This window comes from Variovorax sp. GW821-FHT09A10 (assembly GCF_059418385.1).
Map to the genome: position 1 here is coordinate 1351327 of NZ_JBWKPT010000001.1, position 14224 is coordinate 1365550.

The window sequence follows — 14224 nt, forward strand, 5'->3', positions numbered from 1 at the left end:
GACGGACGGGGAGCCCCTCACATGCCCGTAACGCTCGAAGACAAACTCGTGGTCGCGATCTCCTCGCGGGCCCTGTTCAACCTCGAAGAAGAAAACAAGATCTTCGAGGCCGGCGACAACGAGGGCTACATGAAGCTGCAGCTCGATCGCATCGATGAACCGGCCGCCCCCGGCATCGCGTCGTCGCTGATCCGCAAGCTGCTGCGTTTCAACGAAGACGGCGTGCAGCGCGTCGAGGTGGTCATCCTCTCGCGCAACGACCCGGTGTCGGGCATGCGCATCTTCAAGTCGAGCGCCGCGGCCGACATCAAACTGCAGCGCGGCGTGTTCACGCAAGGCCGCCCGCCTTTCGGCTATTTGCGCCCGCTGCGCGCGCACCTGTTCCTGTCGGTCAACGCACAAGACGTGCGCGAGGCACTCGCCGCGGGCTTTCCCGCCGCGCGCGTGCTGGTCGAATCGGTGAAAGCCAGCGATGCCTGGCCGAACGAAGTGCGCATCGCTTTCGACGGCGACGCCGTGCTGTTCAGCGACGAAGCCGAGCGCGTGTTCCAGGCCGAGGGCCTCGACGCCTTCCAGGCGCACGAACTCAGCAAGGCCGACCTGCCCCTGCCCGAAGGCCCGTTCAAGCCGCTGCTGATGGCCTTGCACCGTCTGCAGATGGCGGGTAATGCACAGATGCGCATCCGCACCGCGCTGGTCACGGCGCGCAGCGCACCGGCGCACGAGCGCGCGATCCGCACGCTCATGAAGTGGAACATCCGCGTCGACGAAGCGATGTTCCTCGGCGGCCTGCCCAAGGGCGAGTTCCTGCGCGAGTTCGAGCCCGACTTCTTCTTCGACGACCAGACCGGTCACGTCGACGCGGCCTCGCGGCATGTGCCTGCGGGGCATGTGTCGAGCGGCATCAGCAACGAGTCCTGAGCGCTTTCTAGCGCGTTGTTCAGGGCGCGATCACGTCGATGGGCCGTGCGGTCGTTGACCGGCCGCACACCAGCAACGTGCCCTCGTGCGCAGGGCACCGGGTGCTCCCCGCAGCGAAATCAAGGAGGAGGGGCGAAGCCCCGGGGGACATTCGCACAGGGGAGTACCCGGTGTCCTGTGCACGCACCACCGTCCGTCACTCGCAACCTCAAAGACCAGCGCGTTGTCACACGCGTTTCGTCCCACTGTCATCGCTCGTTCACTGCCGAGTAACGGGTTCTCCCTAGTCTTGTCGCCTGTCCGGTGCGCAGTGCCTTCGTGGCACTTTTTTTTCGCGCCGGCCTTTCACCTCCTTCGACAGACAACAAGAACCGAACGGCTTTTCCGATGCGTCCGACTCCTTCTACGCACGCCGCGCCCCTCACGCGCTGGCTGTTGCCCCTTGCGATTTCCGCCGCGCTCGCGGCCTGCGGCGGTGGAGGCGGCGGAGGCGTTGCCTTTCCTCCCATCAGCGGCACTCCCACGCCGCCCCCGAGCAGCACGCCCAACGAAGGCAAGAGCGGCCCCAAGGCGCTGATCGTCGAGATCGACGGCCTCACGCATGCAGCATTGCGCGACGCCATCGCACAGAAGAAGGTTCCGGCCGCGCTGCAATCGCTGCAGCTCGCTCCCGCATGGACCGGCGGCACCGACGGCGCGCTCAGCGAGCAGCCCACCACCGACGGCCCCGGCTGGGCCACGCTGCTGACCGGCACCTGGGTGCCCCGCCACGCAGTGCGCGCCGACACCGCGGACCAACGCATCGACGCCAAGCTCGCGCCCTCGGTCTTCGCCTTCGCGAAGCAAAAGAAAGACGCGGGCTATCTCACCGCATCGGTCACCGCCAACACGCTGTATCCGAACCTGCTGCTCGCGGAAACCGGCACGCTCGACACCGCCGTCGACTGCGCCGGCGCCGACGCCTGCGTGACCGCCAACACCACGCGCCTCATCGGCGCAGGCTACGACCTGCTGGTGGCGCAGTACAGCGCACCTGCCGCAGCCGCCGCCAACGGCCTGCGCAGCGAGAGCTACCAGCGCGCCGTCTCCGACACCGCAACGGCCGTCGGCCAGCTGCTCGCGCGCATCGCGCAACGCACGGCCAACGACGCGAAGGAAGACTGGCTCGTGATCCTCACGACCGGCCACGGCCTCGATGCCTTCGGCGGCGTCACCAGCCTGAAGGACGTCGACAACAAGACCGTCTTCATCGCCAGCAACAAGACCTTGCCCGCGTTGCCCGCCGTCGGCGCCGCCTCGCCGGCCGACGACACCGCGCTGCGCCAGTCGGCCGCCGCGACCGACATCGCGCCCACGGTGCTGCGCCACCTCGGCGCGCTGCCCGCGACCGCGGCCTACAACCTCAACGGCCAGACCCTGCAGGCCACCACCGCCGTGCAGCAGCTCGCGGCCCGCACCAGCGCCGACCGCAGCAGCATCGAACTCTCGTGGACGCTCGCGGGCGACCTCGGCGGCCCGGTGCAGGTGCTGCGCGACGGCAAGCCGATCGCCACGCTGCCGGCCGGCGCCACGCGCTACACCGACCCGGTCAAGGCCGCGGCCGACGGCCTCTACGCGTTCCAGTACACGGTCGCCGCCGGCGGCGCCAACGTCTCGGTTTCCGCGCAGATCGCCTACGTGAAGGTGGGCCTGGTCAATCTGTTCCCGCTCGACGCACTGCCCGCGCTGGACCTCAACGCCACCGCCACGCTCGTGCCCATGGCCGCGGATGCCGACGGCGGCTCGCTCGTGGCCGACGACAACTTCCTGCCGCCCTACCGCGTGCAGGCGCTGCGCGTGGACAGCCGCATCAAGAACGCGAGCGGCATGGCCGGCTACAAGCTGCTGCAGACGCGCGACGTGACCACGGCACCCGCCGTGGCCGCCTTCACCTTCGGCTTCTGGCTGCGCACCGACGCCACCTGCAGCCAGGGCGTGAGCAACGGCGCCTCGGTCATCGCCAACAAGAACTACGACACCGGCGACAACGCAGGCCTCGCGCTCGGCCTGTTCAGCAACTGCGAGCTGCGCTTCAACACCGGCACCGGCAGTGGCCGCGGCGAGATCAAGGGCAAGCACTTCCTGAGCGCGGGCCGCTGGGCCTACGTGGCGATGGTCGTCGACAAGGCCGGCAAGAACATGAGCGGCTATGTGTTCGACCCCGTGAAGGGCACGCAGACCGGCAGCGTCGCGCTCTCGAATGCGCTGGTCGCCGCACTCGGTGGCCTGGGCAAGGGCATCGCCCTCAACGAAGACGCCACCGGCCTGTACTACCAGCGCTGGTCGGCCTCGCCGCGCGGCGCGATGGACTTCAACGACTTCGCGATCTGGAACCGCGCGCTCACCGCCGAAGAGCTCACGGCCATCTACACCTCGGGCCAGCCGCTGTCGGCACTGGCGCCCTGATTACTCCGATCACCCCGATCTCCACGACATCACCAAGAGAGGATCACCCCATGCTGCTTCAAGCTTCCCTCCCCGCGCGCCTGCTGGCCGCCTTCCTCCTGGCCTGCACGCTGTCCGCCTGCGGCGGCAGCGACAACGGCGGCGGCTTTCCGCCCGTCATCACGCCGCAACCGCAGCCCCAGCCCCAGCCCGAGCCCGGCGTGAAGCCCGAAATGCGCTGCGCACCGTGACACGCGACGTCATGACCTCCCCCGACAAGACCATGAATTCACGCCGCAAATTCCTCACGGGCACCGCCACCACCGGCGCCGCCGCCCTCGCCCTCTCGGCCTTCCCGCCGAGCATCCGCCGCGCGCTGGCCATTCCGGCCAACAACAAGACCGGCACCATCAAGGACGTCGAGCACATCGTCATCCTGATGCAGGAGAACCGCTCGTTCGACCACTACTTCGGCACGCTCATGGGCGTGCGCGGTTTCGGCGATCGCTTCACCATTCCGCTGCCGGGCGGGCGCAACGTGTGGCAGCAGGCCGACGAGACGGGCACGCCCGTGCTGCCCTACCACCTGGACCAGACCAAGGGCAACGCACAGCGCGTCGCCGGCACGCCGCACGACTGGAACGACGGCCAGAACGCCTGGGACGGCGGCCGCGCCTACCAGTGGGTCAAATACAAGAAGACCGGCACCGCGCCGTACACCCAGGCCATGGGCTACCTCGAGCAGGCCGAGCTGCCGTACCAGTTCGCGCTGGCCAACGCCTTCACGCTGTGCGACGGCTACCACTGCAGCATGCACACGGGCACCAACTCGAACCGCATGTTCCACTGGACCGGCACCAACGGCCCCACGGGTGCGAACGTGGCCTCGGTCACCAACGAGTGGGACGACAGCTACACGCCGCCCTCGACCACCGGCTACGAGTGGAAGACCTTCCCCGAGCGCCTGCAGGCCGCCGGCGTCAGCTGGATCGTGTATGAAAACATGCGCGACAACTTCGGCGACAACCCGCTGGTCGGCTTCAAGCAGTACCGCCAGGCCAGCGAGGCCTCGGGCAAGCCGATCAAGAACACCGGCCCGGTGCCGGCCTACGACCCGGCCAGCGACGACGTCGGCAACCCGCTGTACAAGGGCATCGCCAACACCATGCCCGGCGCCAACGTGGACGAGTACCTGAACGCCTTCCGCAACGACGTGAAGAACGGCAAGCTGCCGCAGGTGTCGTGGATCATCGCGCCCGCCACCTACTCGGAGCACCCCGGACCGTCGAGCCCGGTGGAAGGCGGCTGGTACATCCAGGAAACGCTCGATGCCCTCACCGCCGTGCCCGAGGTGTGGAGCAAGACCGTGCTGATCATCAACTTCGATGAGAACGACGGCTACTTCGACCACTACCCGTCGCCGGCCGCGCCTTCGCTCAACCCCGACGGCTCGGCCGCGGGCAAGACCACGCTGCCCGAAGCCGACATTGCCTTCGAACGCTTCACGCACCCCAAGCCGCCGGGCACCACCAGGCAACCCACGCCCGACGGCCGCGTCTACGGCCCCGGCGTGCGCGTGCCGATGTACGTGATCTCGCCCTGGAGCCGCGGCGGCTGGGTGAACTCGCAGGCCTTCGACCACACCTCGGTGATCCGCTTCATCGAGGCGCGCTTCGGCGTGAAGGAGCCGAACATCTCGCCGTTCCGTCGCGCGGTGTGCGGCGACCTGACGAGCGCCTTCAACTTCGCCACGCCCAACAACGAAGTGCTGCCGACGCTGGCCGGCCGCACGAGTCGCACGCAGGCGAACGACAAGCGCGCGGCGCAGGAAGCCCAGGCGCAGGTGCCCATGCCCGCCACGCCCCAGCTGCCGCGCCAGGCCACCGGCACGCGCCCTTCGCGCGCCCTGCCCTACGAGCTGCACGTGAGCGCACGCAACGACGCCACCAGCGGCAAGGTGCGGCTGCTGTTCGCCAACACCGGCAAGGCCGCCGCCGTGTTCCATGTGTACGACAAGCTCAACCTGGAACGCCTGCCGCGCCGCTACATGGTCGAGGCCGGCAAGACGCTGGACGACACCTGGAACGCGATGCTCGACAACACGGGCTTCTACGACCTGTGGGTGCTCGGCCCCAACGGCTTCCACCGCCATTTCCGCGGCGACCTGAACAGCCTGCGCGCCGGCGATGCGCCCAACCCCGAAGTGCGCGTGTGCTACGACATCGCCAACGGCAATGTCTACCTGCAGATGCTCAACGGCGGACGCAACGCCTGCAAGTTCACCGTGCGCCCCCGGGCCTACCGCACCGACGGCCCGTGGACCGCAACCGTGGCCGGCGGCACCTCGGCCGAGCAGCACTGGGACCTGGCCGCCAGCGGCGCCTGGTACGACTTCGAAGTGACCTGCGACGCCGACACCAGCTACTACCGGCGCTTCGCGGGCCGCGTGGAAACCGGCCGGCATTCGGTGAGCGACCCGGCCATGGGCACGGCCGCCGCCTGAGGCCAGGGTGACACCATGACCTCCCGCCGCCACTTCCTCACCGGCACCGCCACCACCGGTGCCGCCGCGCTCGCGCTCTCGGCCTTTCCGCCGAGCATCCGGCGCGCACTGGCCATCCCGGCCAACAACAAGACCGGCACGATCAAGGACGTCGAGCACGTCGTGATCCTGATGCAGGAGAACCGTTCGTTCGATCACTACTTCGGCACGCTGGCCGGCGTGCGTGGCTTCGGCGACCGCTTCCCCATTCCGCTGCCCAAGGGCCTCAACGTCTGGCAGCAAAGCGATGCCAACGGCAACGTGGTGCTGCCGTACCACTTCGACAGCCGCAAGGGCAACGCGCAGCGCGACGGCGGCACGCCGCACGACTGGAACGACAGCCAGCAGGCCTGGGGCGGCGGTCGCATGAACGAATGGGCGCGCTACAAGACGCCCAAGGCCATGGGCTACCACAAGCAGGCCGAGATCCCGTTCCAGTTCGCGCTGGCCGATGCCTTCACGCTGTGCGACGCGTACCACTGCGCGATGCACACCGGCACCGACGCGAACCGCTCGTTCCACATCACCGGCACCAACGGCCCGACCGCGCAGAACGTGGCCTTCGTCAGCAACGAGTGGGACTGGCTGGACGCCACCCCCAGCAAGGTCGACACCGGCTACACGTGGAAGACCTACGCCGAGCGCCTCGAAGACGCCGGCGTGAGCTGGATCTGCTACCAGAACATGCCCGACGAATGGGGCGACAACATGCTGGGCGCGTTCCGCCAGTTCCGCCGCGCCAACCGCGCGTCGCCCTACCCGGTGACCAGCGGCTACTACAAGGCGCCGTTTTCCAACACCGGCCAGACGCTCCCCTTCCACGCCTACGACGCCGCCAGCGACAACCCGGGCAACCCGCTGTACAAGGGCATCGCCAACACGCTGCCCGGCGACAAGCCCGAGGACTACCTGGACGCGTTCCGGCGCGACATCAAGGCCGGCCGCCTGCCGCAGGTGAGCTGGATCAACGCGCCCTCCGCCTATTGCGAGCACCCGGGGCCGTCCAGCCCGGTGCAGGGCGCGTGGTTCCTCCAGGAAATCCTCGATGCGCTCACCGCCGTGCCCGAGGTGTGGAGCAAGACCGTGCTGCTGGTGAACTTCGACGAGAACGACGGCTACTTCGACCACATGCCCTCGCCCTCGGCGCCTTCGCTCAATCCCGACAAGACGCCGGCCGGCAAGACCACGCTCGCCGCCGACGACCTGAAGGCCGAGTACTTCACGCAGCCGGCACCCGACGGCAGCACCTCGCAGCCGAAGCCCGACAACCGCGTGTTCGGCCCCGGCCCGCGCGTGCCGCTGTACGTGATCTCGCCCTGGAGCCGCGGCGGCTGGGTCAGCTCGCAGGCCTTCGACCACACCTCGGTGCTGCAATTCCTGGAAACGCGCTTCGGCGTGAAGGAGCCCAACATCTCGCCGTTCCGCCGCGCGGTGTGCGGCGACCTCACGAGCGCCTTCAACTTCGCCACGCCGAACACCGAGGCCCCGCCCCAACTCGCAGGCAAGTTGAGCCGAACCGATGCCGACAAGGTGCGCAACGACCAGCAGGCGCTGCCGCTGGTACCGCGGCCGACCGATCCGCAGCTGCCGCGCCAGGCCACCGGCACGCGCCCGTCGCGCGCCCTGCCCTACGAGCTGCACACGAGCGCCAGGGCCGACACCCTCGCCGGCACCGTGAAGCTGGTCTTCTCGAACACCGGCAAGGCCGCCGCCGTGTTCCATGTGTACGACAAGCTCAACCTCGACCGCCTGCCGCGCCGCTACATGGTCGAGCCCGGCAAGACGCTCGACGACAGCTGGGCCGCGGCCACCGACAACAGCGGCTTCTACGACCTCTGGGTGCTCGGCCCCAACGGCTACCACCGCCACTTCAAGGGCGACCTCAACCGCCTGCGCGCCGGCGGCGTGGCCGCGCCCGAGGTGCGTGTCTGCTACGACATCGCCAACGGCAACGTCTACCTGCAGATGCGCAACGACGGCAAGGCCGCCTGCAAGTTCACGGTGCGCGCCAAGGCCTACCGCGACGACGGCCCGTGGAACGCGACGGTGAACGGCGGCGCCCAGGCCGAACAGCACTGGGAGCTCGCCGCCAGCGGCCAGTGGTACGACTTCGCCGTCACCTGCGACAGCGACCCGGCCTTCTACCGCCGCTTCGCCGGCCGCGTGGAAACCGGCAAGCACACGGTCAGCGATCCGGCGATGGGCTTGCCCGACCTCTGAAGACGTAGGCATGATCCCCCCGCGCCCGCCAGCGGCGCGGGGGAATTCATGCACGCCAAGGTCATCCGGTACTTCGTCGAAGTGGTTCGCGCGGGCTCGATCCGCAAGGCGGCCGAGCAGTTGCACGTGGTGCCCACGGCCGTCAACCGCCAGATCCTCAACCTCGAGGAAGAGCTGGGCGCGCCGCTGTTCGAGCGCATCCACAACACGCTCAAGCTCACGCCCGTGGGCGAGATCGTGCTGGCGCATGCGCGCGGCACGCTGCGCGAGTTCGACCTCGTGCGCCAGCGCATCGAGGACGTGCGCGGCCTGCGCCAGGGCGAGGTCACGCTGGCCACCACGGCCGGCCTGGCCGACGCCTTCCTGCCCGCCGTGGTGCAGCGCTTTCGCGCGGCGCACCCGGGCATCCAGCTGAAGCTGCTGGGCCTGCCCATCGCGGCCGTGCTGCGCAGCGTGGCCGAGGGCGATGCCGACCTGGCGCTGGCCTACGACGTGCCCGGCACGGCCGGCTTTCGCACGCTGTTCAGCAGCGAATGGCCGATCGGCGCGGTGGTGCCGCCGGGCCATCCGCTCACGGCGCATGCGACCGCGGTGCTGGCGGAGTGCGTGGGCTACCCGCTGATCCTGCCCGCGCCTTCGCTGTCGATCCGCCCGATCCTCGATGCCGCGTTCGAGCGCTCGGCCATCCGCGTGTCGCCGGTGGTCGAGACCACCTCCACCGCGCTGATGCGCCGGCTGGTGCGCGACGGCGGCGGCATCACGCTGCTCAATCGCCTGGACGTCGACGAGGAGCGCAACGACGGCAGCCTGGTCTTCGTGCCGCTGCGCGACACCACGCTGCGCGCGCAGACGCTCACGCTCGAGACCCGCGCCGCGCAGGCGCCGAGCGCGGCGGCCGAGCTGTTTGCGAACCATGTCGTGGCCTGCCTGGACGACCTGCTGGCGCCCTGAAATTCGCCCTTCGATGACCGTCCACTTTTTGTGCACAGGGCGCGTCATTTATTGACTTTGCATGGGCAAAGACATCGCTCCTAGACTGCCGCGCCGGTTCATCGGCAGGAAAGGTTCCCATGTTCTCGAACGATAAAAAGACCCCCGCAGGAGACGGCGAAGGGGTCGACCAGAAGCTTCCGCTCGCCCGCTGCGGCGCACTGAGCCTGCAGCACGTGCTCGTGATGTACGCGGGCACGGTGGCCGTGCCGCTCATCGTGGGCGGCGCGCTCGGCCTCTCGAAGGCCGACATCGCCTTCCTCATCAACGCCGACCTGTTCGCCGCCGGCATCGCCACGCTGGTGCAGGCCATCGGCTTCTGGCGTTTCGGCATCCGCATGCCGGTGATGATGGGCGTGACCTTCGCCGCCGTCGGGCCGATGATCGCCATCGGCATGGACCCCTCGCTCGGGCTGCCCGCGATCTACGGCGCAACCATCGTGGCCGGTGTGTTCGGCATGCTGGTCGCGCCGCTCATGGGGCGCGTTCTGGGCGTGTTTCCGCCGCTGGTCACGGGCACGGTCATCACGCTGATCGGCGTGTCGCTCATGGGCGTGGCCATCAACTGGGCGGCCGGCGGCCAGCCCACCGCGACCCGCATGGTCGACGGCGTGGCGCACGCGGTGGCCAACCCGGCCTACGGCGAGCCGGTGAGCCTGGCGATTGCCGCTGCCGTGCTGGCGGTGATCATCGCGATCACGCGCTTCGGCAAGGGCCTCATCGCCAACATCGCGGTGCTGCTGGGCATCGTGTTCGGCGTGGGCCTGTCGCTGGCGCTCGGGCGCATGCATTTCGACGGGCTCGAGGAAGCCAGCTGGATGGCCGTGACCACACCCTTCCACTTCGGCCTGCCGCGCTTCGAGTTCACGGCCATCGCCTCGATGTGCATCGTGATGCTCATCACGCTGGTCGAATCGACCGGCATGTTCCTCGCGCTGGGCGAGATCACCGGCCGCAAGGTGACGACCGACGCGCTCACGCGCGGGCTGCGCGCCGACGGGCTGGGCACGGTCATCGGCGGCGTGTTCAACACCTTCCCCTACACCTCGTTCTCGCAGAACGTGGGGCTGGTCACGGTGACGGGCGTGCGCTCGCGCTACGTGGCGGCGGGCGGTGGCCTGATGCTGATCGCGCTGGCGCTCTTTCCGAAGATCGCGCACATCGTGGCCTCGGTGCCGCAGTTCGTGCTCGGCGGCGCGGGCATCGTGATGTTCGGCATGGTGGCGGCCACGGGCGTGCGCATCCTGGGCGCGATCGACTATGCACACAACCGCCACGCGCTGTATGTGATCGCGATTTCCATCGGGCTCGGATTGATTCCCACGCTGTCGCCCAACTTCTTCCAGCACTTCCCGGCCTGGACCCATCCGCTGACGCACAGCGGCATCGTGCTGGGCACGCTGGCCGCGGTGCTGCTCAATCTTTTCTACAACGGCGTGCTGTCGAAGGAACGCTCCTTCGCGATGGCGGCGCGCACTTCGCACGGTACCGAATGACTTTCCAGAACCCTTCGTCCTCTTCACCGCAGCGCCCGCCGCTGCTGATCGTGCGCCACGCCGACGTGCTCGTCACCATGGACGCCGCCCGGCGCGAGATCGCCGACGGCGCCGTGGTGATGGACGGCCCCGCCGTCGCCTGGGTGGGCGCCACGGCCGAGCTGCCGGCGGCGTACCTCGACGCGCTGCGCAGCGGCCAGGCCGAGGCCATCGACATGCACGGCCATGTCGTGATGCCCGGGCTGGTCAACACGCACCACCACATGTACCAGAGCCTCACGCGCGCCGTGCCCGAGGCGCAGGACGCGGAGCTCTTCGGCTGGCTCACGAACCTGTACCTGCTGTGGGCGCGGCTCACGCCCGAGATGATCCGCGTGTCGACGCAGACCGCGATGGCCGAGCTGATGCGCTCGGGCTGCACCACCACCAGCGACCACCTCTACCTGTTTCCGAACGGGTCGCGGCTCGACGACTCGATCGAGGCCGCCGACGCCATGGGCATGCGCTTTCACGCGGCGCGCGGCAGCATGAGCGTGGGCCGAAGCGCCGGCGGCCTGCCGCCCGACGAGGTGGTGGAGACCGAGGCCGCGATCCTGCGCGACAGCGAGCGCCTCATCGACCGCTGGCACAACCCCGCGCGCCATTCGATGCGCCGCATCGTGCTGGCGCCCTGCTCGCCGTTCTCGGTGTCGCGCGACCTGATGCGGCTGTCGGCCGAGCTGGCGCGCGAACGCGGCGTGTCGCTGCACACGCACCTGGCCGAGAACGACAACGACGTCGCCTACTCGCGCGAGAAGTTCGACATGACGCCGGCCGAGTACGCCGAAGACCTGGGCTGGGTGGGCCACGACGTGTGGCACGCGCACTGCGTGAAGCTGGACGACGCCGGCATCGCGCTCTTCGGGCGCACCGGCACCGGCGTGGCGCACTGCCCGTGCTCGAACATGCGGCTGGCCTCGGGCATCGCGCCCATCGGCGCGATGCGGCGCGCGGGCGTGTCCGTGGGCCTGGGCGTGGACGGCAGCGCATCGAACGACGGCGCGCACATGCTGGGCGAGGCACGCCAGGCCCTGCTGCTGCAGCGCGTGGGCTACGGCCCCGCCGCCATGACGGCGCGCGAGGCGCTGGAGATCGCCACGGTCGGCGGCGCCCGCGTGCTCGGGCGCGACGACATCGGCGCGCTGGCGCCGGGCATGTCGGCCGACCTCGTGGCCTTCGACATGCGCGGCGTGGACCACGCGGGCGCCTGGCACGACCCGGTGGCGGCGCTGGTGTTCTGCACGCCGGTGGCGGCGGCGCTGAGCGTGATCGACGGCGTGGTCCGCATCCGCGACGGGCGCTTCACGGGCTTCGAGCTGGCGCCGCTGCTGGCCACGCACCGCGACCTGGCGCGCACGCTGTACGAATCGGCGCGCCATCCGCACACAGCCTGACCACGACCTGACCCCATTCCGGCCCCGCCGGATGTGCACCTTCGAGGTAGGCAGCAACCCTCATTGCCAACGCCAGAGCCCCTCCGCAGAATCCGCCCACCAAATAGAACGAGCGTTCTATTTCGTGGCGGGACACCCCCGTCGGCCTTCCCCAGATGCATAACGACAGGGAAATTTCCGATGAAGCGCAGAGACATCCTCAAATGGTCCGCCTCGGCGGGCGGCCTGGGCCTGCTGGCCGGCAAGACCTCCACCGCCTCGGCGGCCCTGCCTGTGCCCAGGCCCACGTTGCCGCAGAAGATCGACCCGATCAGCGCCACCTTGCGGCGGCTCGAACTGCTGGGGCGGCAGTCGGCCTACCTCTGGACCGAATCGCACATCAACCTGGCCGGCGTGCCGATGGGCGCGGTGGTGCCACCGACCGAACTGCCGGCGCTGGAGCACCAGCTCAAGACCATCGCCAAGGCGCTGGAGGCCGTCACCAACTTCGCGGCCTCGTTCGCCACCAGCGCGCTGGCCTCGGGCAGCCTGCAGTCGCTCGACACCCTGCGCACGCGCCTGGCCGGTCTGCAGGCCAGCTTCGAGCAGCTGCTGGCCGCCAACGGCGGGCTGGCGACGCTGCCGGCCGCGGTGCTGAACCTGCTGGGCACGCTCACGGGCACGGCGGGCGACATCGCCACGCAGCTCAGGCAGATCCACCACGACCTGCTGTCGCAAGGCCCGCTGGGCGCGCTGAACGGGCCGAAGACGGTGGCGCAGTACGACGCGCTGTTCGTCACCATCGAGAAGCCCGCCATCGCGCAGCTGCTGCACGACAACGACCTGTTCGCGGCGATGCGCGTGGCCGGGCCCAACCCGATGCTGCTCCAGCGCGCGACCGCGCTGCCGACGAAGTTCCCGCTGGGCGACGCGCAGTACCGCCAGGTGATGGGCGCCGGCGACAGCCTGGCCGACGCCGCCGCCTCGGGCCGGCTCTACCTGCTGGACTACGAAGGCCTGGGCGACATGGCGCCGGCGGGCCCGGTGAGCAAGCCGCTCACGGGCACGGCCTACATCCACGCACCCATCGCGCTGTTCGCGCGGCCCAAGACCGGCCGCTCGCTGGTGCCGGTGGCCATCCAGTGCGGGCAGGACCCGACGCTGAACCCGATCTTTCTGCGCGTGGACGACACGACCGACGCCGGGGCCTACTGGGCCTGGCAATCGGCCAAGACCACCGTGCAGGTGGCCGACTTCAATTACCACGAGATGTTCGTGCACCTGGGCCGCACGCACCTGATGTCGGAGGCCTTCGCGATGGCCACGCAGCGCCAGCTCGCGACCGCGCACCCGCTGAGCCGGCTGCTGTCGCCGCACCTGGAGGGCGCGATGTTCATCAACGAGTTCGCGACGCTGATCATCATGGCGCCGCTGACCACGGGCGACGTGATCCTGGCCGCGCCCATCGAGACGCTGCAGCAGCAGTGCGGGCGCGACCGGCTGGCCTACGACTTCTACGACCGCATGATGCTGCCCAACGACCTGCGCACGCGCGGCGTGGACGACGCGGCGGCACTGCCCGACTACCCGTACCGCGACGATGCGCTGCTGGTGTGGAACGCCATCGCGCAGTGGGTGAGCGACTACGTCGGCACCTACTACCTGAGCGACGCCGACGTGACCGGCGATTACGAGCTCAAGGCCTGGGCCACCGAGCTCGCAACCAGCGGCAAGGTGCACGGCTTCCGGCCGATCACCACGCGCGCGCAGCTGGCCGACGTGCTGACCGCGATCATCTTCAACGCCAGCGCGCAGCATGCGGCCGTGAACTTCCCGCAGTATTCGGTGATGACCTATGCGCCCTTCAGCGCGGGCGCGGGCAGCGTGCCGGCGCCGACGGGCAGCGCGGGGCAGAGCGAAGCGAGCTGGTCGCAGATGCTGCCGTCACGGCTGGCGGCGCAGGAGCAGATCCTGCTGTTCCACATCCTGGGCGGCGTGTACTACCGGCCCCTGGGCGAGTACAAGGACAACGTCTTCCCGCACCTGCCGGTGCTGCTCGACCCGGCGATTGGCGGGCCCGGCGGGCCGCTGGAGCGCTTTCGCACCGCGCTGGTCGGCATCGAAGCCACCATCCGCCAGCGCAACACTGCGCGTGCGCGGCCCTACGAGCACCTGCTGCCGAGCCGCATTCCTTCGAGCACGAACATCTGAAGCGAGCG

9 protein-coding genes are annotated in these 14224 nt (G+C 69.4%); all 9 read left to right on the forward strand.

What is annotated here, in order from left to right:
* The first annotated feature begins 21 nt into the window (after positions 1–21).
* Complete coding sequence (locus tag AC07Q9_RS06455) at positions 22–921, forward strand: 5'-nucleotidase (protein ID WP_099795206.1); 900 nt, start codon at positions 22–24, stop codon at positions 919–921.
* Between the two features lie 387 nt (positions 922–1308).
* Positions 1309–3366, forward strand: a complete 2058-nt coding sequence (locus tag AC07Q9_RS06460; protein ID WP_495308117.1) for a LamG-like jellyroll fold domain-containing protein — start codon at positions 1309–1311, stop codon at positions 3364–3366.
* Between the two features lie 50 nt (positions 3367–3416).
* Positions 3417–3596, forward strand: coding sequence for a hypothetical protein (locus AC07Q9_RS06465; protein WP_495308120.1), 180 nt, complete (start codon positions 3417–3419; stop codon positions 3594–3596).
* A 32-nt stretch (positions 3597–3628) separates the two neighbouring features.
* Positions 3629–5848 (forward strand): phosphocholine-specific phospholipase C, encoded by a 2220-nt coding sequence (locus tag AC07Q9_RS06470; RefSeq protein ID WP_495308239.1) that lies wholly within the window; start codon positions 3629–3631, stop codon positions 5846–5848.
* Between the two features lie 15 nt (positions 5849–5863).
* Positions 5864–8107, forward strand: coding sequence for a phosphocholine-specific phospholipase C (locus AC07Q9_RS06475; protein ID WP_495308123.1), 2244 nt, complete (start codon positions 5864–5866; stop codon positions 8105–8107).
* A 48-nt stretch (positions 8108–8155) separates the two neighbouring features.
* Complete coding sequence (locus AC07Q9_RS06480; protein WP_495308125.1) at positions 8156–9058, forward strand: LysR substrate-binding domain-containing protein; 903 nt, start codon at positions 8156–8158, stop codon at positions 9056–9058.
* 119 nt (positions 9059–9177) lie between these two features.
* Positions 9178–10593 carry a nucleobase:cation symporter-2 family protein gene (locus AC07Q9_RS06485; RefSeq protein ID WP_495308126.1) on the forward strand — a complete coding sequence of 472 codons (1416 nt, stop codon included), beginning with the start codon at positions 9178–9180 and terminating at the stop codon, positions 10591–10593.
* Positions 10590–12026, forward strand: a complete 1437-nt coding sequence (locus AC07Q9_RS06490) for an 8-oxoguanine deaminase (RefSeq protein WP_495308128.1) — start codon at positions 10590–10592, stop codon at positions 12024–12026. The genes AC07Q9_RS06485 and AC07Q9_RS06490 overlap by 4 nt, the downstream gene beginning before the upstream one ends.
* A gap of 180 nt (positions 12027–12206) precedes the next feature.
* Positions 12207–14216 (forward strand): lipoxygenase family protein, encoded by a 2010-nt coding sequence (locus tag AC07Q9_RS06495; RefSeq protein ID WP_495308129.1) that lies wholly within the window; start codon positions 12207–12209, stop codon positions 14214–14216.
* Positions 14217–14224: the final 8 nt, after the last annotated feature.